25 protein-coding genes and 1 pseudogene are annotated in these 22,210 nt (G+C 66.0%); 11 read left to right on the forward strand and 15 right to left on the reverse strand.

Annotated features, from left to right (window positions below; translation table 11 throughout):
- Positions 1–96: 96 nt before the first annotated feature.
- The 4 genes from J2S97_RS14215 to J2S97_RS14230 form a co-directional block, all read right to left on the reverse strand.
- Complete coding sequence (locus tag J2S97_RS14215) at positions 97–855, reverse strand: maleylpyruvate isomerase family mycothiol-dependent enzyme (protein WP_307050499.1); 759 nt, start codon at positions 853–855, stop codon at positions 97–99.
- The gene (locus J2S97_RS14220; protein ID WP_307050501.1) at positions 855–1,688 is read right to left on the reverse strand and encodes a fumarylacetoacetate hydrolase family protein; all 834 of its coding nucleotides are present in this window, start codon (positions 1,686–1,688) and stop codon (positions 855–857) included. Before J2S97_RS14220 ends, J2S97_RS14215 begins: the two co-directional genes overlap by 1 nt.
- Entirely contained in the window at positions 1,688–2,818 is a 1,131-nt protein-coding gene (locus tag J2S97_RS14225) for a cupin domain-containing protein (RefSeq protein ID WP_307050503.1), read from the reverse strand. Before J2S97_RS14225 ends, J2S97_RS14220 begins: the two co-directional genes overlap by 1 nt.
- 132 nt (positions 2,819–2,950) lie before the next feature.
- Entirely contained in the window at positions 2,951–3,769 is an 819-nt protein-coding gene (locus tag J2S97_RS14230) for an IclR family transcriptional regulator (RefSeq protein WP_307050505.1), read from the reverse strand.
- Positions 3,770–3,817: 48 nt separating this feature from the next.
- On the opposite strand from J2S97_RS14230, the gene J2S97_RS14235 reads away from it, so the two are divergent.
- Both J2S97_RS14235 and J2S97_RS14240 read left to right on the forward strand, forming a co-directional pair.
- Entirely contained in the window at positions 3,818–5,137 is a 1,320-nt protein-coding gene (locus J2S97_RS14235; protein WP_307050508.1) for an MFS transporter, read from the forward strand.
- Complete coding sequence (locus J2S97_RS14240) at positions 5,130–6,386, forward strand: FAD-dependent oxidoreductase (protein WP_307050510.1); 1,257 nt, start codon at positions 5,130–5,132, stop codon at positions 6,384–6,386. Before J2S97_RS14235 ends, J2S97_RS14240 begins: the two co-directional genes overlap by 8 nt.
- An 84-nt stretch (positions 6,387–6,470) precedes the next feature.
- Here J2S97_RS14240 and J2S97_RS14245 read toward each other — a convergent pair whose 3' ends face one another.
- Genes J2S97_RS14245 through J2S97_RS14270 form a run of 6 tightly spaced genes read right to left on the reverse strand, consistent with a single transcriptional unit; the run spans position 6,471 to position 12,519 of the window.
- Positions 6,471–6,782: a putative quinol monooxygenase gene (locus tag J2S97_RS14245; RefSeq protein WP_307050512.1), complete on the reverse strand. Its 312-nt coding sequence runs from the start codon at positions 6,780–6,782 to the stop codon at positions 6,471–6,473.
- A 50-nt stretch (positions 6,783–6,832) separates the two neighbouring features.
- Complete coding sequence (locus J2S97_RS14250) at positions 6,833–8,029, reverse strand: ABC transporter ATP-binding protein (RefSeq protein WP_307050515.1); 1,197 nt, start codon at positions 8,027–8,029, stop codon at positions 6,833–6,835.
- A 2-nt stretch (positions 8,030–8,031) separates the two neighbouring features.
- Complete coding sequence (locus J2S97_RS14255) at positions 8,032–8,928, reverse strand: carbohydrate ABC transporter permease (protein WP_307050517.1); 897 nt, start codon at positions 8,926–8,928, stop codon at positions 8,032–8,034.
- Between the two features lie 2 nt (positions 8,929–8,930).
- Positions 8,931–9,878, reverse strand: a complete 948-nt coding sequence (locus J2S97_RS14260) for a carbohydrate ABC transporter permease (protein WP_307050518.1) — start codon at positions 9,876–9,878, stop codon at positions 8,931–8,933.
- A gap of 26 nt (positions 9,879–9,904) precedes the next feature.
- The gene (locus tag J2S97_RS14265) at positions 9,905–11,170 is read right to left on the reverse strand and encodes an ABC transporter substrate-binding protein (RefSeq protein ID WP_307050519.1); all 1,266 of its coding nucleotides are present in this window, start codon (positions 11,168–11,170) and stop codon (positions 9,905–9,907) included.
- Positions 11,167–12,519 (reverse strand): NAD(P)H-dependent oxidoreductase, encoded by a 1,353-nt coding sequence (locus J2S97_RS14270; RefSeq protein WP_307050521.1) that lies wholly within the window; start codon positions 12,517–12,519, stop codon positions 11,167–11,169. Before J2S97_RS14270 ends, J2S97_RS14265 begins: the two co-directional genes overlap by 4 nt.
- Positions 12,520–12,795: 276 nt before the next feature.
- On the opposite strand from J2S97_RS14270, the gene J2S97_RS14275 reads away from it, so the two are divergent.
- The 4 genes and pseudogenes from J2S97_RS14275 to J2S97_RS14285 all read left to right on the forward strand — a co-directional run bounded on the left by J2S97_RS14275 (position 12,796) and on the right by J2S97_RS14285 (position 15,789).
- Positions 12,796–13,824, forward strand: a complete 1,029-nt coding sequence (locus tag J2S97_RS14275; protein ID WP_307050524.1) for a substrate-binding domain-containing protein — start codon at positions 12,796–12,798, stop codon at positions 13,822–13,824.
- A 214-nt stretch (positions 13,825–14,038) separates the two neighbouring features.
- Positions 14,039–15,001: an NAD(P)-dependent oxidoreductase gene (locus J2S97_RS14280; RefSeq protein ID WP_307050526.1), complete on the forward strand. Its 963-nt coding sequence runs from the start codon at positions 14,039–14,041 to the stop codon at positions 14,999–15,001.
- A 184-nt stretch (positions 15,002–15,185) separates the two neighbouring features.
- A pseudogene (locus J2S97_RS24000) lies at positions 15,186–15,518 on the forward strand (LysR substrate-binding domain-containing protein); the annotation flags it as partial.
- Positions 15,519–15,612: 94 nt separating this feature from the next.
- On the forward strand, positions 15,613–15,789 hold the full coding sequence (locus J2S97_RS14285) for a hypothetical protein (RefSeq protein ID WP_307050528.1): 177 nt from the start codon (positions 15,613–15,615) through the stop codon (positions 15,787–15,789).
- Between the two features lie 19 nt (positions 15,790–15,808).
- Here the strand turns inward: J2S97_RS14285 and J2S97_RS14290 are convergent, their stop codons facing one another.
- From J2S97_RS14290 to J2S97_RS14300, 3 genes are all read right to left on the reverse strand, one after another.
- Positions 15,809–16,156: a DUF202 domain-containing protein gene (locus tag J2S97_RS14290; protein ID WP_307050530.1), complete on the reverse strand. Its 348-nt coding sequence runs from the start codon at positions 16,154–16,156 to the stop codon at positions 15,809–15,811.
- Positions 16,157–16,158: 2 nt separating this feature from the next.
- A complete protein-coding gene (locus J2S97_RS14295; protein ID WP_307050532.1) occupies positions 16,159–16,560 on the reverse strand; it encodes a YidH family protein in 402 nt (133 codons plus the stop codon).
- A 133-nt stretch (positions 16,561–16,693) separates the two neighbouring features.
- The gene (locus J2S97_RS14300; RefSeq protein WP_307050534.1) at positions 16,694–17,014 is read right to left on the reverse strand and encodes a hypothetical protein; all 321 of its coding nucleotides are present in this window, start codon (positions 17,012–17,014) and stop codon (positions 16,694–16,696) included.
- Here J2S97_RS14300 and J2S97_RS14305 point away from each other — a divergent pair.
- Positions 17,013–17,306, forward strand: a complete 294-nt coding sequence (locus J2S97_RS14305; RefSeq protein ID WP_307050536.1) for a hypothetical protein — start codon at positions 17,013–17,015, stop codon at positions 17,304–17,306. The two genes, J2S97_RS14300 and J2S97_RS14305, sit on opposite strands and share 2 nt — an antisense overlap.
- Positions 17,307–17,330: 24 nt before the next feature.
- Here J2S97_RS14305 and J2S97_RS14310 read toward each other — a convergent pair whose 3' ends face one another.
- Positions 17,331–17,660 (reverse strand): YegP family protein, encoded by a 330-nt coding sequence (locus J2S97_RS14310; RefSeq protein ID WP_307050538.1) that lies wholly within the window; start codon positions 17,658–17,660, stop codon positions 17,331–17,333.
- Positions 17,661–17,965: 305 nt separating this feature from the next.
- Between J2S97_RS14310 and J2S97_RS14315 the strand changes: the two genes are divergently transcribed.
- The 4 genes from J2S97_RS14315 (at position 17,966) to J2S97_RS14330 (ending at position 20,691) form a co-directional block, all read left to right on the forward strand.
- Positions 17,966–18,214, forward strand: coding sequence for an isochorismatase family protein (locus tag J2S97_RS14315; RefSeq protein ID WP_444875934.1), 249 nt, complete (start codon positions 17,966–17,968; stop codon positions 18,212–18,214).
- Between the two features lie 109 nt (positions 18,215–18,323).
- The gene (locus J2S97_RS14320) at positions 18,324–19,427 is read left to right on the forward strand and encodes an FAD-dependent oxidoreductase (RefSeq protein ID WP_307050540.1); all 1,104 of its coding nucleotides are present in this window, start codon (positions 18,324–18,326) and stop codon (positions 19,425–19,427) included.
- 296 nt (positions 19,428–19,723) lie between these two features.
- Positions 19,724–20,041, forward strand: a complete 318-nt coding sequence (locus tag J2S97_RS14325; protein WP_307050542.1) for a hypothetical protein — start codon at positions 19,724–19,726, stop codon at positions 20,039–20,041.
- Positions 20,038–20,691, forward strand: coding sequence for a DedA family protein (locus J2S97_RS14330; RefSeq protein WP_307050544.1), 654 nt, complete (start codon positions 20,038–20,040; stop codon positions 20,689–20,691). The genes J2S97_RS14325 and J2S97_RS14330 overlap by 4 nt, the downstream gene beginning before the upstream one ends.
- 76 nt (positions 20,692–20,767) lie before the next feature.
- Here the strand turns inward: J2S97_RS14330 and J2S97_RS14335 are convergent, their stop codons facing one another.
- Complete coding sequence (locus J2S97_RS14335; RefSeq protein ID WP_307050546.1) at positions 20,768–22,135, reverse strand: MFS transporter; 1,368 nt, start codon at positions 22,133–22,135, stop codon at positions 20,768–20,770.
- Positions 22,136–22,210 lie beyond the last annotated feature (75 nt).

Here is a 22,210-nt window from a genome sequence, read left to right on the forward strand (position 1 = left end):
GTCCAGACCGCGGGCGGCGCGACCCCTCCGTCTTGATGGATCGCCGCCCACGAGATCTGCCGCCGGGTTACTGCGCTATATCAGGTGGGGAAGGGCTCAGATCCACTTCGGGGCGGCAGGAACCGTGCCGCTGGTGGCTGCCGTGCGGTGCCCGGTGGCGGTGACGCCTTGGGTGCCGCGGCCGGCGGACCATTCGACGACGGCGGCCAGGGGTCCGGTTACTACGGTGGGGAAGTCCGACGTCGTGTCCCCGAACGTGAGACCGCGGTCAGTCACTTTTACCACCAGGTCCTTATCGGTGCCGCGGGTCTTCCAGGCGCCGGTGATGTCTGTGAGGAGCCCTTCCAGTACGGGTTCCGGGATGTCGCTGAAGGTGGCGCCGTTGGCCAGGTCGACGGCGTGCATCCAGACTTCGCGGGTGCGCATCCAGACCGTTTCCTCAGCCGGGACGGTCCGGCCCTGGGCCGTTTTGACCTTGTGGTGCCAGGCGTCTTCCGGCAGGTCGCGCCATTCGACGTTCAGGTGCACCGCAGAGTGGTCGAAAAGGTGCCGCAACGCTATCGGCGAGAGCGTGGCACCGAACTCGATCTCGTGGTTCCGGGCCTCCGGGGAGGCATACATCGGTGTCTCCACCCCGGTGGCCGCCCACTCAACCAGCCGCGCGATGGCCCGGGCGTTGTAGCCGATGTGCGCGGTGAGGTGTCGGCGGGTCCAGCCCGGCAGGAGCGAATCGCCGTCGAGGTCCGCGTCGGAGAGTTCGTTGAGTTTGCGGGCGAAGAACGCGGTGCCCCGGCGCGCCTGCAGCAGTCCCTGCAGGAGCGCCGGGTCCGTGGTCCGGTCGGTGCGGGCGATCATCAGGCTTCCTTGATGACGCGGTTCCGCAGCTGGCCCAGGCCCTCGATGGTGGTGACCAGGACCTGGCCTTCCTGCAGGTAGCGCTTGGGGTCCTGGGCGTGGCCCACCCCGCCCGGGGTGCCGGTGGCGATCACATCTCCGGGGTTCAGCGTGATGATGGTGGAGATATAGGAGACCAGGAACTCCGGGGTGAAGACGACGTCGTTGGTGGGGGTGCTCTGCTGGATCTCGCCGTCCACGGCGGTGGTCATGAGGCCGCCGCTGAACTCGTCCCTGGTAACCAGGGCGGGTCCGAACGGGGTGGACTTCTCCCAGGTCTTGCCCTGCAGCCACTGGATGGTGCGGAACTGGTAGTCGCGCATGGACACGTCGTTGAGCACGGAGTACCCGGCGATGTGCCCGGCGGCGTCGGCTTCGCTGATCCGGCGGCCCTTCTTCCCGATCACGACGGCGAGTTCGGACTCCCAGTCGACCGTATCGGATTCCTGCGGCAGGGCCAGATCATCGTTCGGCCCGATCAGGGACTCCTGGTACTTCGCGAACAGGGTGGGGTACTCGGGGACTTCCCGGCCCATTTCGTTGATGTGGTTGCGGTAGTTGTGGCCCACGCAGATGATCTTGCCCGGGAAGGGCACGACGGCGGCGAGGTCCGCGCCGTCGTACGGGTGCGTTGCGCCGTTGGCGGCGGCGGCGATGGACTCCCAGCCTTCGGTGCGGAGGAGTGCGCCGACGTCGGCGAAGCCGTCGATTTCGGTCAGGGTGTCGCCGTCCTGGCGGACAGCCACGGTGTTCTGGCCGGTGCCGGTGCCGGTGCGGAGGGTGAGGAGTCTCATTACTTGTTGCGTCCTTCGGTGTAGGTGCGGTTGAAGTTCAGCCGTTCGAAAATGGGGGCATCGCTGAACCGGAAGAGGTCAAACTGGCTCTCGGCCTGCAGGGACCATTCCTGCCAGGACGGGACGACGAAGAGGTCGCCCTTGGCGAGGGTCCTGGTTTCGCCGTTCAGGATCACGGTGCCGGTGCCTTCGAAGACCTGCCAGACGCTGGAGCCGACCTCACGGACGGCTTCGGTGGTGGCGCCGGCGCGGAGGCGGTGGAACTCGGCCCGGATGGTGGGCATCACGTCCCCGCCGGTGGTGGGGTTCGAGTAACGGATCGCGGCGTGGCCCTGGGAGACGGTGGCCGGGTGGCCCTCGTCCTCGAGCAAAAGCTGCTCGGCCAAGGCACGGTCGGTGTGTTCCCAGCGGTAGGCGGCGATCGGGGAGTTGGTGGTGTCATCCAGCCCCGAGAGCGGGCGCAGGCCCGGGTGGGCCCAGAGCCGTTCGGAGCGTGAGATGTCCGGGGTGGCCTCGTCCGTGACGCGTTCGGCGCCGAACTCGAAGAACCCGGCGTCGGCGTAATGCACGAACGGGATGTCCAGGCCGTCGATCCAGGCCATCGGCTCATCGGTGTCGTTGTGGTGGCCGTGGAAGTTCCAGCCCGGCGTCAGCAGGAAGTCCCCGCGGCGCATCGCCACCGGGTCCCCGTTCACCACGGTCCAGACGCCTTCGCCCTCGACCACGAAGCGGAAGGCGTTCTGGGAGTGGCGGTGTTCGGGCGCCGTTTCGCGGGCACCCAGGTACTGGATCGCCGCCCACAACGTCGGCGTCGCATACGGGGTACCAGCCAGGCCGGGGTTGGCGAGGGCTATGGCCCGCCGCTCGCCACCCCGGCCCACCGGAACCAGGTCACCGGCACGCGCGGCCAGCGGGTACAGATCGCTCCAACGCCAGACATGCGGCACGGCCTTCGGCGACGGGACCATCGGCATCAGATCGCCGATCTCCGTCCACAACGGAATCAGGTTCTCTTTGTCAAAGTCCTTGTACAGCTGCTCCAGCTGGGCAGCCTCTTCCGGAGTCGGCTCCGGCAACGCGTGGCTGACGGCCACAGATTCATGGGTCGTGTTCTCGGCGCTGATGGACACGTTGGCCTCCTCGATAGGTCCGAACAGTTTTTGGCGTAGTTCGACCCTACGGATGTGCGCGTGTGAGCCCCAGCATATTCTGCTGGGCAGAATTACCCCTGACGGCGGACCCCGCCCCCGGTGGTGTGGGGTTCAGTCCGGCTCGGCCGGGTTGGCCGCGATGTCGATCTCCAGCTGCCGGCAGGTCTCGCGCAGGGCGGCGACCAAACCGTCGTCGAACACCCTCCGGAACCGCGTGGCAGGCGTGGCAACGCTGAGTGCCCCCACTACCGTGCCGTGGCGGTTGTGCAGCGCGATGCCCAGTGCGCTCACGCCCTCCTCGGTGCCCTCGAAGTTGGCCGCGAAGCCGTTGTTCCTGATGGCCTCGAGTTCGCGGCTGAAGGCGGGGTACTCGGTGTCCGGGATGGTGTCGCCGCCGATTTCTGCGTTGTGGCTGCGGAACAATTGCTCGATCATTGGGGGTTCCAGTTCGGCGAGCATGGCCTTGCCTCCGGAGGTCCTGTTGGCCGGCATCACCGTCCCTTGCCGGTCGCCCACCCGCAACACGTTGTCCCCTTCCACGGTGGCCAGGAACCGCACCTTCGTGCCCACCCGGACCATGAGGTTGACGGTCTCGTTGAGTTGCGCGGACAGCAGTTCCATGTGCGGCTGCGCGAGCGAGCGGAGCAGCCTGGTCCAGCTCAGCCCGGCCGGCCCGACCCCCACTGCCGGACCGGGCACATAACGGCGGTTTTCATCCTGTACGGCGAACCCCCGGTAGACCAGCATCGCCAGGAGCCGGTGGGCGGTGGATGGAGCCACGCCCAGCTCCTCGGCGGCGTCCTTGAGCCGCAGTGCCCCGCCGTCCCGGAGCAGCTGCAGGAGCTGCAGCGCGTTGTCAACTGCCTCGATCGAATAGGCGGGCCGCTTTTGCACGGGCTTTCGGGACTGCGATGCCGGCTTCTTCTGCACAACAGAATTGTATGGTGCTTCGCCCGGCGTTCACCTGAAAGTGGTGGGATGAATCACACACTTCCCGCTGCAGAGCCGCGGCGGTCTTCACCCGGGGCCGTCGCCGCTGACACTCCCGGCACCGCACCGCGGTTCTCCAAAGCCTCGGCTCTGGCCGTTCTGGTCTGCTGGCTGTTGGTGGTCTTCGACGGTTACGACCTCATCGTTTACGGCACAGTCCAGTCCTCGCTGATCTCCGAGACCGGCTGGGGACTGAGCAAGGCCACGGCCGGAACCATTGGTTCCATGGCTTTCCTCGGCATGATGATCGGGGCGATCTTCGCCGGCCGGATGGCCGACTCATGGGGTCGCCGCCGCACCATCCTGGGCTGCGCCGTCATCTTCTCGATCTTCACCATCCTGTGCGCCTTCGCTCCCAACGCCGCCGTCTTTGGCGTGTTGCGGCTTCTTGCCGGCATCGGCCTCGGCGGCCTGGTGCCGTCAGCGAACGCCCTTGTGGCCGAGCTGGTGCCCGCCAAATGGAGGTCCACCGTTGCCACCCTGATGATGTCCGGCGTCCCGATCGGCGGTTCCATCGCCGCACTCGCCGGCATTCAGATGATCCCGGCCTTCGGCTGGGAGTCGATGTTCCTGGTGGCCGTACTTGCCTTGGTGATCGTGGTGCCGCTCGGGCTGAAATACATTCCGGAAACGCTGGCCCCGGGAAACACCGCCAGCAGCGGCCGGGCCGTCAAGGAAGCGTCCGGCTTCAGTTCCCTCCTTCGGGCCCCTTACCTGGGGGTCAGTGTGCTGTTTGCCGTGGCGACAATTGCCACTCTCTTCGCCTGGTACGGCCTGGGAACCTGGCTGCCCAACCTCATGCAGCTGGCCGGCTACAACCTGGGCTCCGCCCTGACCTTCGCCTTGGCCCTCAACCTCGGGGCGGTGGCCGGCTCGGTCATCACGGCCTGGGCTGGCACCCGCTTCGGTCCGATTCCGACGGCGATCGCCGCTGCCGCCGTCGCCGCAGCAGCGCTCGTGATACTCGTGATCGGGCCGCCCGTCGGCGTCGTGTATTTCATGCTGGTCCTCGCCGGCGTCGGCACCCACGGCACGCAGTGCCTGATCATCGCCGCCGTCGCGAGCCACTATCCCCGACACCTGCGGGGGACTGCATTGGGCTGGGCGCTCGGCACCGGGCGTATCGGCGCCGTCGTCGCACCGCAGGTGGGTGGCCTCCTGCTGGCCGCCGGGCTGGGCGTCAATTCCAACTTCCTGGCCTTCGCCGGGGCAGCCGGTATCGCTGCGGTGCTGCTGGCCGCCGTCGGCCTGAAACTCAAGTCAAAACTCCCAATCTCACCTTCACTAACAGGAGCAAGCAATGTCTGAGCACGCCACGTCCACCGATGTCCTTGTCATCGGAGGGGGAATGGCCGGACTGGCCGGAGCCCTCGCGCTGCGTGAAAATGGCGCCGATGTAACCCTCGTGGAACGGGCCCCCGAATTCGGCGAGGTTGGCGCGGGGCTGCAGATGGCCCCCAACGCCTCCCGCGTCCTGCGCCGCTGGGGCCTGCTGGAAAAGGCACTGGAAATCGGTGTCCAGCCCAAGCACCTGGTCTTCCGGGACGCCGTCACCGGCGAGGAGCTCACCCGGCAGACGCTCGGCGGGGAATTCGCCGAACGCTACGGCGCACCGTACGTCGTGATCCACCGCAGCGACCTGCACCGGGTCCTGCTCGAAGGCTGTGAGGCGGCAGGCGTCAAGCTTGTCAACGACGTCTCGGTCGAGAGCGTGGAAACAGTGAACGGCCGCGGCGTGGCCCACACTACAGCCGGTGTGGACTACGAGGCCGACGTGGTGATCGGCGCCGACGGACTCAAGTCCACCTTGCGCCCGCTCGTGGCCAGCGACGAGCCGGTCTCCTCCGCCTACGTTGCCTACCGCGGCACCGTGCCGATCACCGAAAACACGCCGAAAGCCGACCTGGAGGACGTCATCGTCTACCTCGGACCGGACTGCCACCTCGTGCAGTATCCGCTGCGCAAGGGCGAGCTACTGAACACCGTGGCCGTCTTCAAGTCCTCTTCCTTCGAACGTGGCGAAGAGCAGTACGGGGGAGTGGACGAGCTGGAGGCCGCGTACAAGGATTGTGTCCCGGCCGTCCAGGAAGCGCTCAAGAACCTGGGCACCAGCATGCGCTGGCCCATGTACGACCGTGACCCGATCGAAAACTGGGTGGCCGGCCGGATGGTGCTGATGGGCGACGCCGCGCATCCGATGCTCCAGTACCTCGCCCAGGGCGCCTGCCAGGCGCTCGAGGACGCGGCCGTGCTGCAGGACGCCAGCAACGGCACCGTCTTCACCCCGGACGGCGTCAACCCCGAAGGCTGGGACGACGCCATCCGGGAATTCAACTACCTCCGTGCCGGCCGCACCGCCCGGGTCCAGCGCACGGCACGCATCTGGGGCGAATCCTGGCACGTCTCCGGACTGGCCCGGACCCTGCGCAACCTGCTCTTCAAGAGTCGGAAGGACAACAACTTCCAGTACAACGACTGGCTGTACGGCCAGGACGGCGACGGCGTGCCGGCCGCAGAGGCAGCCCCCGCCAGGCTGGCGGACCGCGTTTCTGCCTGACCTTGGTAACGGTTAGCCCGGCCCCTTTGGGGCCGGGCTATCCGAGGCGCACTGGGTCCGGTCCTAACGTTCGGCCCCTTTTGATTACAGCGTGCCCTGGAGCGCGGTCCCTGCGGGCATCGGTACGAGCCTGGTAACTTCGACCGGGCTCGCCAGAAGCCCGTCGAGGGACGCGTTGAGCCGTTTCACGGCCTCCCCTTCGCCGTGGGCATCGAGCAGTTCGGCCGACGCCCATTTTTCAATCATGAGGATCTGGCCGTTCGGTGATTCATGGATGGCATAGAGCAGGCAGCCCGGCTCCTGGTGTACTTCGGCGATAGCGGGGGAGAGTGCCGCGGCGACCTGATCGAAGGCGCCGTCTTTGGGCGTGAATGCAGCGGTGACGATGATGGTCATCGGTGTCTGGTTCCTTGTCTGTGAGGGAAGATGCGGTGCGGTGTTGCGGGTCAGCCGCGCAGAGGCAGCACTCCGGCGCCCGAGGTCTGTTCCGATGATGCCAGGTTCATGCCGGTGCGGCTGTTGAAGTAGCTGGCGAACTGGGCTTCGAGTTCGATCGTGCAGGCATCGCCCGCGAACAGGCGGGTCTGCCCCTCCTGACGGATCCAGATCAGTTCATCCTGGTTGAGCTCCCACATGTTCAGGTTCAGCGCCGGGTCGGGCTGGACGCCGATCAGGGTGTCGGCACCAAGGTCTTCGATTCTCCGGACGGTCCCCGGCAGGCCGCGGCCGCCGGTATCCGCGGAGACGGTGAGGTGTTCCGGGCGCAGCCCCGCTGTCACCGTTCCGCCCTGAAGCCGGATTCCGTCCGGTGCAGGGAGCCGCAGGTTGCCTAGAGTCGGGAATCCGTCCTCCACAGTCGCGTTCATGAGGTTCATGGGCGGGCTGCCGATGAACCGGGCGACGTAGGTGTTGGCGGGCTTGGCGTAGATCTCCTGCGGGGTGGCGTGCTGCTGGACCTCGCCGTTATGAAGGATGACGATCTGGGTGGCCATGGTCATGGCCTCCACCTGGTCATGGGTCACGTAGATGAAGGTTTTGCCGGTGAGGCGGTGCAGCCGGACGATTTCGCCCCGGAGTTCGGCGCGCAGCTTGGCGTCAAGGTTGGAGAGCGGTTCATCCAGCAGGAACATGGACGGGTTGCGGATCAGGGCCCGGGCCAGCGCGACTCTCTGACGTTGCCCGCCGGACAGTCCGCCGGGCTTGCGTGCTGCGTACTCATCCAGGTCGAGCATCGCCGAGACCTTCGCCACCCGTTCGCTGATGTCCTTCCCGGCGCCAAAAACGCGTCGGGCCACCATGCTGATCCCGGGGATGTGGTGCCAGCCCTTGAACTTGTCCAGGGCCAGGGGAAATGCGATGTTGTCCCGTACCGTCAGGTGCGGGTACAGCGCATAGGACTGGAAGACGAAGGCAACGTCGCGTTCGCGGGGGCTTTGCCGGTTCACCCGGAGGTTGTCGAAGATGACGTCCCCGGAGCTGGCATCGGTCAGGCCGGCAATGATGCGGAGGAGAGTCGACTTTCCCGACCCGGAGGCACCGAGCAGGACGAGGAATTCCCCGCTGTCGACCTCGGCGCTGAAGTCGTCGATGACCCGGGTGTCCCCGAAGCGCTTGCTGATGTTGCGTAGTGAGAGCTTTGTCATGATCAACCTTTGACTGAGCCGGCCGTGAGGCCCGAGACGATGCGGCGTTGAACCAGGAGGAAGAAGACCAACGCCGGAAGGGTGAAGAGCAGGGCGGCCGCCATGACGGAGTTCAACGACGTCAGGTACTGTCCGATGAAGGATGCCAGGCCTACGGATGCGGGCCAGAGGTCGCGTTCGGCGATGAATGTCTTGGCGAGCAGGAACTCGTTCCACCCGTCGAAGAAGTTGATGACGGCTGCTGCGGCGACGCTGGGAAGGATCAGCGGGGTCAGGACCAGCGACAGGATGGTGACACGCGGGCAACCGTCGACGGCGGCGGCCTCCTCGATCTCAAAGGGGATGGAATCGATGGCCCCCTTGATGATCCAGACGCTCACGGGCATGGTGAAGGCGACGTTGGCGAGTATCAGGCCGCCCATTCCGTTGAGGAGTCCCAGTGAGGCGAACAGTGCATAGATGGGGACCACCAGCAGGGCCTCGGGCAGCATCTGGGTGGCGAAGAGCAGGAACCCGGCGGCGCCTTTGCCGTAGAACTTGAATCGCGACAGTGCGTAGCCGGCCAAAACCGCGAAGACGAGGGAGAGCAGTGTCGTCCCGCCGGCAATCACCATGGAGTTGGTGAGCCATTTGAAGATGGGGACGGTGCCAATGACGTCACCGAGGTCGGCGAGCCGTTCCCAATGCGGCCACCAGCCTTGGGCCTGGCCATAGAGCTCGGAGTCCTGGCTCAGTGCTGTGTTCAGCATCCAGTAGAGCGGGAATCCCGAGAAGACCACGAGTGCGGCCAGCATGAGGTAGCGGACGGGTTTGCTGAAATTCCGCGACCCTGGCGCTTTGAGCCGCCGCCTGCGCGGGGCTTCCTGCGGTTCGGTGTGCTGAGCTTCGATCGTGCTCATTTCTAGGCCTCCTTTGCGGCGTTGCGCCGCTCGAGCATGAAGTAGACAACCGTGACCAGCAGGGACAGGACCAGGCCAAGCGCGCCAATCGCTGCCGCACGGCCCAGTTCCTGGTTGCTGAAGGCCTGCCGGTAAACGTTGACCACCAGTGTGTTGGTGCTGTCCACGGGTCCGCCTCCGGTCAGGAGGTAGATGATCTCGAAGCGGCGGATCGACCAGATCGTCATGAGGAGGGTGACCACGCGGACAGTGGGGGCGATGTGGGGCCAGGTAACGGCCTTGAAGGTTTCCAGGGCGCCGGCCCCGTCCATCCGGGTGGCTTCATACAGTTCGCTCGGGATCGACTGGAGGGAAGCCAGCACCACCAGCATGACCAGGGGCATGACCTTCCAGACAGACGTCAGGACGACGGCGGCCATGCCGAACTTCGGGTCCACCAGCCAGCCCTGCTGGCCGACACCAAGCACTCCGACGACTTCATTGAGTACTCCGTCGGAGCGGTTGAAGATCCAGCTAAAGATGAGCGCTGTCGCAACCGTGGGGACGGCCCAAGGCAGGGTGATGATTGCCCGCACGATGGTGCGTCCCTTGAACGCCTGGTTCAGCAGCAGGGCCGCGCCGCCGCCGATGGCCACGGCGAAGATGACCGTTGCCGCCGTGTAGAGGATGGTGGCCCCGAGGGAATTGTAGAACTGGGGGCTGCTGAGCAGGCGGGAGTAATTCTCCAGCCCCACGCCGGTACCGCCGTCGGGCCTGACGAGCGGGGTCTTGGTGAAACTGAGCTGCACGCCCTGCACCACCGGGATGATCATGAAAATGATCAGATATATGACCGCGGGGCCGATGTAGACATAGGGGGAGATCCTCTGCCACATGTGGTGCCTGGAGGGAGCGTCCTGTATCTGGTTCTGTGCCACAGCGGGCGGGGAGATCGACGTTCTGAGCGACATTGCCCGGATCCTTTGCCTTGGTCTACTCAGCCAAGCAGCTGAGTTACTTGTGTCTGTGCGGTAGCGAGTGCCTTGGCAGCGTCGCCGCCGTCCACGAGGTAGCGTTCCACCTGCGTCATGACTTCCCGCATGATGGCCTTGGTCTGGGCCTCGTAGCCCCGGATGAGCGGGCTGCGTGACTCCGATGCGAGATCGATGAACGCTTTGGCCCAGGGGTTGGCCGCGGCGTAATCGGCTGCCAGCGGGACATCGGTGGCGAGGGTGGACGGGCCCATGGCCGCACGGAGCGCCGTTTGGCCCTCATCCGAGCCCACCCAGCCGACGAAGTCGACGGCAAGGTTCTTGTTCTTGCCGTACCCGTTGACTGCCAGCACGATCTCCTGGTGGGCCGAGGGCCGGGGGAGCGGAATCCGTTCGGCAAACCCGATGTCGGCCGAGGTGAGAGTCTTGGAAGACCTCAGGATGCCGGCCACCGTGGAGGAGACGTCGATCATCATGCCAAGCCTGCCCTCACGGAATTTCGTGCGCATGGTCGACGCGTCGTCGCCGATCGGCATGGCGCCGGAGCGGTAGATTTCACCGAACGCTTCGACGCCGGCGATGTTCTCCGGAGTGTCGATTGTGGGCCGTGAACCGTCCGACCAGGAACCGCCGAACCCATAGGTCCAGACGTCGAAGTCCATGAACCAGGAATCGAATTCAGTCATCTGGTGCCGGACACCGAAACCGTCCAGGCCTGTCGCGGAACGGATCTGGCCAGCGGCGGAGATCAGTTCCCCGACGTTCGTCGGCGGGGTCACGTTGGCCTTCGCGAGGATGTTGCGGTTCCAGAAGAAGTTCCAGTTCAGCCGTTCCCACGTGATGCCGTACTGCACCCCGTTGACCAGCCCGGACTCGTTCGTGTGGTTGAACGGCCTGCCCTTGTGCGAGGAGATCACCGAGGTGAGCGGAGCGAGGATGCCTGCGTCGGCCAACGGATAGAAGTTGACGTCCTGCACAACGAAGATGTCCGGACCGCCCTTGCCGCCGAGCTCGGTGTTCAGCTTGTCGGCGAAGGACAGGAACGGGGTGGTGCTCTGGGCCAGGACAGCGGATGGGTTGACCTTCTGGTAGGCCTGGATGGCCTTCCACATGGCCTCGCCGCGGCCCGGCTCGAGCCACTGCCAGCTGCCGAATTTCAGCGTTCCGCCGGCGGAGGCTGCACGGTTGGGATCAACGCCCGGGCTGGCACCGCATCCGGCCAGCACCATGCTTGCGGCCGCAGCCCCCAGGAAGGTGCGCCGGTCGATCATGCCGACGGAACCGAGTCGAGCGCAAGTGCTTCCGTCTCGCGCCGCAGCTTCAGGGCTTCTTCGAGGGAGGTGTCGATTTCGACGTCGTCCCAGCCGACGATGCCGCCCTCAGGCACGTCGTTGACGAGCTTGACGTGGTGGGCCATGGCGACGGGAAGGGCGCGGTCCCGGACCGACTTCTCGGCTGAAATCAGCTTGCCCCAGACAGTGAAGCCGCCCTCGCCGTCGAGGATCTCGCCGGCATGCAGGTCCTTCTTGGCACAGGCGACGACGTCCGCGTGGAAGCCTTCCGGCGCTCCGGTGGCAACACCGCGAAGTACGGCGTTGGCGATAGAGACGTTGAGCTCCAGGCCCACGTAGTGGTAGGGACGGTAGAGGGCGGCGTACTGGCCTGTGGGGTCCGGGTGCCAGGGGTATTCCTGGAAGCAGCCCGATACGTAATTGTTGGTCGCCTTCACGACCACGAACACGCCTTCCTGGGTGTTGTGGGGGATCCAGTCGCCCTCACGGGTGACGCTGGACATGACATCGACGCTGCCGGCGTTGCTGAGCACGCCGTCGTCAGCCGCGGGACGGCAAATCGTGGCGATCTCTTCCACGTCGCCGGGAGTGAACGTCAGTCCCTCATCGGAGGGGCGCAGGCCCGCCGCGTTGGCCACGGCGGCCATTTCGATGGCGGCTTTGGTTCCGTCGCGGAATGAGGTGTGCATGTAGGGGTTGAGCTGGCCGGAGTCGGTCAGTTCCTTGGAGAATTCCCAGTTTTCCCAGACGTTGTCCGGGTTCATCTGGTGGTAGTGCGAGAGGTACTTTGCGCCCTTGCCTGCGCAGACGACGTCGAAGCCGGACGTCCTGGCCCAGTCCACGAGTTCCCAGATGAGCGCGGGCTGGTCGCCGTAGGCCAGTGAATAGACAACGCCGGCCTCCTTTGCGCGCTTGGCCAGCGCGGGGCCCGCCAGGGCGTCCGCCTCGACCGTCACCATGATGATGTGCTTTCCGGTTTGGATGGCGCGCAAAGCATGGTTGATCCCGACGATGGGGTTTCCGGTGGCTTCCACGATGACGTCCAGCTCGGCGTCGAAGAGCCCGGAAGCATCTGCCACGATCGCCGTTGAACGCGTGGAGATGGCCGACTCGATGTCTGCCGCGAAGGCTTCCTCGGGCCAATCAACCAGTTTCAGGGCGCCCTTGGCCCGGTCGGTGTTGATGTCTGCGATGGCCACGACGTGGATGCCGGGGATGTTGCGCGCCTGGGCCAGGTACATCGTGCCAAAGCGGCCGGCGCCGATCAGGCCCACACGGATCGGCTTGCCTTGGGCCTCGCGTTCGGTCAGGAGTTTGTGGAGGTTCATAACTACCTTTCAATGGGTGCGGCTTCGTCCATCGTGGACGGCCGTCGGAAAGCATGGGGTCCGCCGCAACGTTGCCGTGAAGGGACGCTCAGGTGGCTGGCTGAGGTGTGTTGCCTCAAACCCGGGCGGTGCTGCGGTAGACAACCGGCTCCGAAGTAAACATAATGGAACCGGTTACACTTTTATGTCATACCTGCTCGGCGAGGTCAATACCCTAGTCTGAAAAAGTTCCCCCGGATGTTCCGGAGAGCCGCAGTAGCCGATTAAGGAGTACACGTGCAGAAGCAGCCGACCATACGCGATGTTGCCGCGGCTGCGGGGGTGTCTGTCGCCGTCGTCTCCCGGGTCCTCAATCCGGGCTCCGGCCCCGTAGCGGCGGCAACCCGGGGCCGGGTAAACGACGTGATGACAACGCTCGGTTACCACCCCCGCACTGCGGCCAGGGAGCTGAAGCACGGCCCGCCCACCACGCTCGGTCTGCTCCTGGCGGACGTCTCCAATCCCTTCTTTGCCCGGCTGGCAGACCAGGTGGTTCAGGAAGCGCATTCGCGCGGAATCCAGGTGTTGCTCATGACGACACAGGAGGATGACCAGCTGGAATCGGAGCGCCTCTCCACGCTTATTGAGCGCAGGGTCAGCGGCATCATCGCCACTCCCACGGGAAACAACCTGGACATCTGGAAGAAGCTGCAGGACCTGGGGACCGATGTGGTGTTCGTTGACCGTTCAATCCCGGCGCTGCCGGCGGTCGACGTCGTGACCATCAACAACACCGAGTCTGCGCGCTCGGCCACCGCCCTGCTGGCTGCGCACGGGCACCGCCGCATTGCGATCATCTCGGGCCCGGCCTCATCGACAACGGGCCGGGACAGGATCGCCGGCTACCGTGAAGCCCTGGAAGCGGCCGGATTGGAGCAGGACGATCTGCTCATCCGCTCCGCAGCCTTCCGGGGAGCCGCCGGCGGAGACGCTACGACGGCGCTGCTCAACCTCGAGGATCCGCCCACAGCTCTTGTGGTGGCCAATACCGCCCAAGTGACGGCGGTGCTCCGCCGCCTTTCCCATGCTGGGGTGTCGATTCCCGACGAGCTGTCGGTGATTGTGTTCGAGGATTCGCCCTGGACAGAGCTCGTCACTCCACCGCTGACGATTGTCCGGCAGCCCATCGACCTGCTGGCCCGGCACTCTGTGCAGCTTGCCCTGGCCAATGCAAGTGGGAAGACCTCCGGGAAGTCCACGGTCATCAGAGTCGACGCCGAACTGGTCGAACGCTCCAGTGTGGCGCGGCCGAAGCGGCGCACGTAGGCAGTTCGGCTGTTCCCGCTCCTAAGCGGCCGCGGGCCTGCTGGTGGTTCCTGCGCATGTGCGCGTGTGATGGCAGGCGATTTACACCGCGTCAGCTCATGTGGTACAAAAAGTGTACCGGTTCCACCCCTTGTTTCGCTCCTGGGATGCCGGTGGCCGGCCCCGCCGGCCCTGCCGCGCAGCCAGCGGCGGCCTCCAACTAAAGGACCTGAAAATGACGGAAACCAACCGACCCTCGCTCGCCCTTCTGGGACTCGGACCCATGGGCGGGCCCATGGCGCGCCGGCTTCTGGCCTTCGACGGCAATCTCATCGTCTGGAACCGGACGTCCGCGAAGGCGGAACCCCTCGTTGCGCTGGGTGCGCGGGCCGCCGCATCACCGGCCGATGCCGCGGCCGGCATGGTCCTCACGGTCCTGCCGGACCTGGACCAGGTTGAGTCGCTGCTGCCGGGACCGGACGGTTTGCTGGCCGGGTGGGCAGCCAAGGCCATTGCCGGGCCGACCCTGGTTGTGCACGGGACAGTCTCGCCGATCGCCGTCGCGGCCTTTGCAGAGCGGATGCTTCACGAGTACGGGGTCAGGGTCCTTGACGCGCCGGTCAGCGGCGGCAGCGCCGGCGCAGAAGCGGGATCGCTCAGCATCATGGTTGGCGGAGACGAGCAGGCGGCGCAGTCCGCGGAACCCGCATTCCGGAGCATGGGCACCACAGTGCGGTACATGGGCCCCAGCGGATCAGGAGAACTCGCCAAGGCCTGCAACCAGATCGTGGTTGCCGCCACCGTGACCGCCGTTTCCGAGGCGATGCTCCTGGCGCGCAGCGGGGGCCTGGACGTTGCCGTGATGCTTGAGCTGCTGCAGGGCGGGCTGGCCGATTCCGCCGTCCTCAGGCAGAAAGGGCAAAGGTGGCTGAGCAACGACTTCACCGGCGGCGGAAGCGCCCGGAACCAGCTCAAAGACCTCCGCTTCGTGCTCGACGCGGCAACAGCAGAAGGCCTCGAACTACCGCTGAGCAGTACCGTAACCGAGCTGTTTGGCGAGATGGTGGCCCAAGGCGATGGCGCTCTCGACCACACAGGGATCCACCGCATCCTGGCGCTTCGTCGGGCTGCCGGACAGCCGGATCTGCCGGATCTGCCGGATCTGCCGGAAAACCGGAACGCGGCACACCTCGGGTAAACCCGTAGCACTTGTCCGCCCTGGGTAGCATGCCTCGGTGGAGCACCGTTGTCCGGCTGCTCCTCCCGGGAAATAATGGCCGCATGGTCCGCTTCAGGGCCATGGTCCAAACGCGGGGCCCACTCCTTTCACCACTGTTCCCAAGTGAGGCCAGGGCCGAGCTGCTAGCGTTCCGAGGGAAACCGGCGGAGATCCGTCGGTCCTTCCGCCCCTTGAGACGTACTACGGGACGGCATGCCGTTTTGCTTGCGCCCGGGCAGGAATCGAACCAAAAGTCCAACACACAGTCACAGACACGGCCGTCTCAATTTCCATCGCAGAATCCGGAGTGGGCATTACTCTCGCAACTCCTCTCATGATGGGGCTGCGACCCACGGACAGCCCCACTGCCACACTTCCCGGCAACTCCTATCGAAGCATTGTCGCGATCGCGCGTGCCGCGGCGCTCGAAAAGGAAAGCGTTCGCGCTGTCAGGGATGCACTCACCCGGGCATTCACGCCACGGCGGACGTCCTAGGAGCACCAGAATCGTCGCGCAGAAGCCGTGCGCCCGGCCCGCCGGCAGAGTGTCGAACCGCGCCGCCGTCGGTGCACTGCCGTAAACTCACCCAGTGGCAGATTCAAGCACCGGCGGCAGTGCAAACACGGTGGTGATCCCCGTCCTGGAGGGTCAGACGTGCATTGGCGAGCTGCTTCCGGACCTCAAAAACCTGCTGGGAACGACCCTGCCGGAGTGGGGTCTGCCCGACGCTGACGGGTCAGCGGATGGCCAGCTGCCTCTTTTCTGATTGCACGGCATCACAGCTGTCATGGCTGTAGCGGCAGGAACAGGACCGTGTAGATCCCCAGAACGGCGAGGATGACCACGCTGGCGGCGACTGCCGCCGTCGCCCTGGTGTTCGGGGGCATGGCTTCCTGGTTGATTCCCCGGACGGCCTTGTGGAACCGGCGTTTTTGCGTGAGGTTGATGGCCAGGGCAGCGATGACGGCGCCCCCGACGAGCGTACCGACGAACCAGCCGTGATGGGGCAGCCAGCGCAGAAAGACCGCTGCCGCGACCACCATTGCCATGGTGGTGCGGCTCCAGGCCAGGTCGGTGCGTTCCGGCTGCAGGCCGGAATCGCCGTGCCGGGCGGCATCGCGGGGGGCCGACACGCTTAGGCCGGCCGGGCGATGACGAACACCACCATGATGGCGGCTACGAGCGCTCCGCCGATGGCCAGGACCGGGGCGATGAGGGGGAGCGGCAGCGGGGTTTTTGACCGCATGGCACGTTCCACGTTCAACCAACGGAAGAAGGAGCCGCCGCCAATCACAAGCGCCAGGACGAGCAGCAGCACCGCTATGGTCTTGCGCAGTTCTGGCCCCAGGAGATCGGCCATAAACGCCTCGACAGCGACGCCGCCGGCAAGCAGGGCCAGCGACGTCCGGATCCAGGCAAGGAAGGTGCGCTCGTTCGCCAGGGTGAACCGCGGATCGGGCTCGGTGCCGCCTCGCAGGATCCGTGACGTGAACCGGTTCCTCGCGTCCGGCTCGCCGCTGTTCGAATCTTCTGCCAAGGTAGTCCTTCCGTGCACGGCGTGTTTGCCGGTGCTGCCCCCTCTTGCCTACCACGTTTCCGTCTTCCGGTCAGGTGCGCCCGGATGGGCCCTGCCTTTAGGAAGCCACGGCTGAGGGTGCGCGGAATTCCGCCTACTGTTGGGTGGCGTTGTACGGCGTGGGCACCGGACGGAAAGTTTTGGGCATTCTGGGGCTGTGGTCCGTCGTCGTCGTCAGTGGGTTGACGATCGCGGCGACGGCAGCGGCGGAGCCGTGCCCCGCCGGCCAGGTCCCGGTCGGCGGAGGCGGGGTTTGCGTCCCGCTGACCCCTCTGATCCCTCGACCGACGACGCCGGTGCCGTCGCCTACGGTGTCGCCGGCTCCCTCGCCCACGGAAACGGCGACGCCGGCTCCCGCCCCGGGCGGCTCTGTTCCGGGCCAGCCCGACCCAGACGCCACGTCGGTGGAGGTCATGCCATCGGCGTCCGGAATCCAGGCGCCGGAAAATAGTCCAAACGATCCGGGAGCCGCCGGCACCACGGCGGTCACGCCGTCGTCCGCGTCCCCTGCCCTGCCCGCGCAGCAGGTCCCCGCACCATCAGGCGACGGCTCCTCCGCCCGCCCGGCCGCCGGGATGGCCGCACGGCAGCACGGGCCACCCGGGACGACAATGACGGTGGCCGGATACCTGCTGGCGTTCGCCGGAATCATGCTCCTGACGTCATCGGGCGTCGGAATACTGCGGCAGCGCCCCGGAGCTTCCTAGGCCGCGCCTCCCGGGCCGCGCTTCCTAGGCGGCGCCCGACCAGTGCGGCGCAGCCGCGGCCCGGCGTGTCGTGGCGTGCTTGCGGTAGCCGTCAACCGGCGTCCGTCGCGCTTCGCAGGCCGCCGGGACCGGGGCCGGGACAGCAGCAGCCGGTGCCGGAACAGGGGTGCCGTCCGGGCAGAGGTCGCTAATCAGCCCCATTCCCGCGCATTCGCGGACCGCCTCGATGCCTGCCACTGCCGCCGCTTTGTTGCTGAACGCACCCGATACGGCCAGTTCTGATCCATCCGGAGCGGTGAGCCGGAACCGGTACTGGGCCTCTGTGTCAACGAAAACTTCAAACTTGCCGGCCATAACTAATCCTTCCGGTCGGCGGAACCTGTCCGCCGGCGGCTGCGCAGCAAACAGGCCGAGCGCATCTCTGCGAACATCTTCCGCTGGTCTGGTCGAACGATCAGAGTTGATCGGTTCATCAAGTGCTTAAAGTCTGTCGGGGTTCCTTGTACCCTCACAAGACTGATCAAGTTAAGCCCAAGTAAAATGCATGCGACGGAATGCCATACCGGGATCCGTGTCATGCGCAGAGGAGCTCGTCATGACCAAACTGTCAGATCGACCCAACACCGCCTTGATGGTGATCGACGTCCAGAACGGCGGGGATCGGACGCCTGATTGTGGCCGGCGCACAGACGGATGAATGCATCCGGTCCACGATCCACGGGGCATTTGTCCGCGGCTACGACGTGACACTCGTTGGTGACGCGCACACAACGGAGGACCAAAGCGAGTGGGGCGCTCCGCCGCCGGACAAGGTCATCGCGCACACGAACCTCTACTGGAAGTATCACACTGCTCCGGGGCGGACTGCCGCGGTTGAGGCCACGAAGGATGTGACTTTCGCGGGCTGAACGGGGTCAATCCGGCCCCACGGACCCGGGCCACCGTTCAGATTGGCAGAATAGGAGCCGGCAAAAGGCCTCAACAGGAGGCTTCGGAACTGAGTTGGGTGGAGCTGTGGTGGAAGTTGACGTCGTGGTGGTCGGCGGAGGGGCGATGGGATCTGCTGCCGCATGGCAGCTTGCCAGGCGCGGCCGGTCTGTTGTCCTGCTGGAGCAGTTCGAGCAGGGGCATCACATCGGCGCTTCCCACGGTGCGACCCGCAATTTCAACATGGCATACGCGGAGGCTGACTACCTCGACCTGGTCACCGAGGCCAGGCACCTCTGGGACGAACTCGCCGGCGAATCGGGCAGGCAGCTCCTGGACCTCGTGGGACTGGTGAACCACGGCGACGCTCGCCGGCTGCGGGCCGTCCGCTCGGCGCACGCGGAGCGCGGCATCGAAAGCCACTTCATCACGGCGTCGGAGGCAGCGGACCGCTGGCAGGGAATGAACTTCCGGGGCGACGTCCTGGTGGTCCCCGGCTCGGGGCGTGTCCGGGCCGCCGACGCCCTGGTGGCGCTGCGCCAGGCTGCAGAGGCGCACGGCGCACGCTTCGAGTATTCGACGCCGGTCCGCGACATCCGCGTCGCCGGCGACGACCGTGCCGTCGTCGTGACGGACTCCACCGAGATTGCCGCGCGCCGCGTGGTGGTCACCGCCGGCGCGTGGACCAGCAAGCTTGTCGGGAACCTGGTCCGGCTTCCGGGCCTCGTGGTGACCCAGGAGCAGCCCGCGCACTTCACTCCGCTGGATGACGCGCTGGTCTGGCCCAGCTTCAACCACAACCCTGACCCGGACGATCCGCGGGACGCCTACTGGTACAGCCCGGTCTATGGAATGCTCACTCCGGGCGAGGGGATCAAGGCCGGCTGGCACGGCGTGGGGCCGGTGACAGACCCCGACGCCCGCAGCTTCACGCCTGAACCTGTCCAGCTGGACGCGCTGGCGCGGTACGTCCGTGAGTGGCTTCCGGGCGTTGATCCGGCGTCGGCTGTTCCGATCAGCTGCACGTATACCAGCACAGCCAACGAGGACTTCGTGCTGGACCGCTTTGGTCCGGTTGTGGTCGGCGCCGGCTTCTCCGGGCACGGTTTCAAGTTCACTCCGTCGGTGGGCCGGTTGCTTGCGGACCTGGCCGACGGCGGCGCCGCGCCGGCCCGTTTCACCGCCCGGCGCTAGGGCCTGGCTGTCTGTCAGCAGGCCGGAATCCGCTCCAGAGGGTAGCGTTGGATGGCATGTGCAATGGTCGACTGGTTCTCTGCGTCCTCGCGGTGCTGTCCGTCGTAGCCGCCGGTCTGCTGGCTTTGGCGGTGCCCGCAAGCGCCGCGCTGTGCCCGGACAAGCAGGTTCCGGCTGCCGCCGGCGGGTTCTGCGTGAAAGGCGGCCCGCCTTCCCCGGCGCCCACGTCGTCGGCACCTTCTCCGGCTAACCCTGCCAGCCCCGGACCAGTGCCGGGTGGCGCAGGACCCGCGGAAATGCAACCCATTGACACCGGTTCCGACCCGGGAAGCGTGCCTGCCGGGGAAGCCGTGGCCGGCCAGGGATCATCGGCCCCAGCAACTTCCCCCGGTCCGGCGTCGGCCGCGGCCTTTGCCGGCCCTCCGGTACGTTCGGCATCGCCCCCGTCCCGATCAGCCCGGGCACTGACAGCGGCACCGCCGGACTCCGCCCCGGCCGGGACGGGGACCGCTGCCGTGGCGGGCTACCTAATCGCGTCCGGTGGCGGGATGCTGCTGCTCTCCTCAGGCTTCGGTTTCATGAGGATCCGCCCCGGTGCCCAGGCCCGGTCATGATGTCCGCAACTGCCGTGGACGAGCTCACTGGGATAGCCGGCTTCGCTGCGCGAGGCATCGACGCAATGGGCGAATGGGGCGTGGGACTCTTCACGCTTGCTGAAACAATCATTCCGCCCATCCCGAGCGAGGTCATCCTGCCGCTCGCTGGGTTCCTCACCAGGCAGGGAACCATGAGCCTGGCCCTCGTGTTTGCCACCAGCACGCTCGGCGCCTACGTTGGCGCGTTGCTGCTGTACTGGCTGGGCGCCAAGCTCGGGCTTGAACGCGCCATCAGGGGACTGTCCAGGCTTCCCCTGATGGACCGGGAGGACTTTGAAAAGGCGGCGGACTGGTTCCACCGTCACGGCAGGTCCGCGGTGTTCTTCGGCAGGTTCTTCCCGGGAGTGCGCAGCCTGATCTCCGTCCCTGCCGGTGCAGGGAAGATGAATCTGGCCACGTTCAGTATTTTCACGATCGCGGGCAGCGGGCTGTGGAACGGCCTGCTGATCGGCCTCGGCGTTCTTCTCGGAGCCCAGTACCGGCTTATTGAGGAATACTCCAGGTACCTCAATTTCGCCGTCTATGCCGCGGTTGCTGCCACCATTGCGTGGTTGTCGGTCAGGGCATACCGGCGGCAGCGGGACCGGGCGGGCCGGAACGGGCGCTAGGCGGACGGAAGCGACCCGGGTTGCCCCCAATAGGCAACCCGGGTCGCTCCTTACTGCGGGGGTATTCGCTGGACCGCTAGTGGGCGGCTGAACGTGCCGGCTCGCCCGCGGTGCCAGCGGCCGATTCGCCGGCGATGATGGCGTCCACTTCAGCCTTTTCCTTGGCGCCCCAGGTTTCGCGGGTGTTCAGCACGCCGATGAGGCCGATGACACCCACCAGGACGTACAGCGAGGCACCGCCGGCCCAGCCGAAGACGGAGGCAAGGAGTACGGCCAGGAAGGGCGCGAATCCGGAAATGGAGGCGGCGACCTGGTACCCGATGGAGGCACCGGATGTCCGGGTGTTGGTCCGGAACAGTTCCGCGAACCAGGCGCCCTGCGTGCCCGTGAACGTCGCGTGGATGACGCCGATGCCGATCACGAACGCCAGGACGATCAGGAACGGGTTGCCGGTGTTGCTGAGCAGGAACATCGGGAAGCCGAAGGCAATGACGGCGATGGTTCCGCCGAGGTAGAGCTTGCGGCGGCCGATGCGGTCGGTGAGCGCGCCGGCGATCAGCGTGACCGGGATGGCCAGAAGGCTGGCGATCACGATGCCGGTAAGGCCGATGGCCCGGTCGTCGGGGTTGTTCTTGGTGATGTAGGACAGCAGGTACGTGGCCGTGACGTAGTACGCGCAGCTCTCCACGATCCGCAGTGAAATCACCCGCAGGATGTTCCGCCAGTCGTTCTTGATCACAGTGGTCAGCGGGTTCTTGACGATCGCGCCCATGGCCTTGGTGTGTTCGAACTCGGGGGATTCCTCAAGCTTCATCCGGACAACCAGGCCGACGACGATCAGGATGGCGCTTGCAAGGAACGGCAGCCGCCAGGCCCAGTCGGTCTGCAGGGAGGCGGAGAGGAGGAACGCGGCGTTGGCCAGGGTGATGCCCAGCGGGTTGCCCGCCTGCGGGATGGCGGCAAAGCGGCCGCGCTTCTTCCACGGTGCGTGCTCGAACGTCATCATGACGGCACCGCCCCATTCAGCACCGAAGGCGAGGCCCTGGATCATCCGGATGATGACCAGCAGGATGGGCGCGAGGATGCCGACCTGGGCATAGGTGGGGAGGCAGCCGATCAGGACGGTTGCGATTCCCATGGTCAGAAGTGCTCCGACGAGCACGGGCTTGCGGCCGTACTTGTCGCCGAGGTACCCGCCGACAGCGCCGCCGATGGGTCGCATCAGGAAGCCTACCGCCAGGGTGGCGAAGGCCAGGAGCGTTCCGACGACGGGGTCCGTGTTGGGGAAGAAGACCTTGCCGAAGTACAGGGCCGCGGCCGTACCGTATGCCACAAAGTCGTAGTTTTCCACGCATGTGCCGGCGGCCGAAGCCATGGCTGTCTTGATCTTTCCAGGTGAACCGTGGGCCGCCTGGCGCGGCCGATCCGTGATTTCTGCCGTCATGGTCTATATCTCCTTTGATATTGCTGAATAGCCTTGGTCGGTGAGCCGAAGGCAGGTTGAATGTCTTGTGTGCAA

Origin of the sequence: Arthrobacter oryzae, from assembly GCF_030812315.1 — a bacterium.
Classification (GTDB): domain Bacteria; phylum Actinomycetota; class Actinomycetes; order Actinomycetales; family Micrococcaceae; genus Arthrobacter; species Arthrobacter oryzae_B.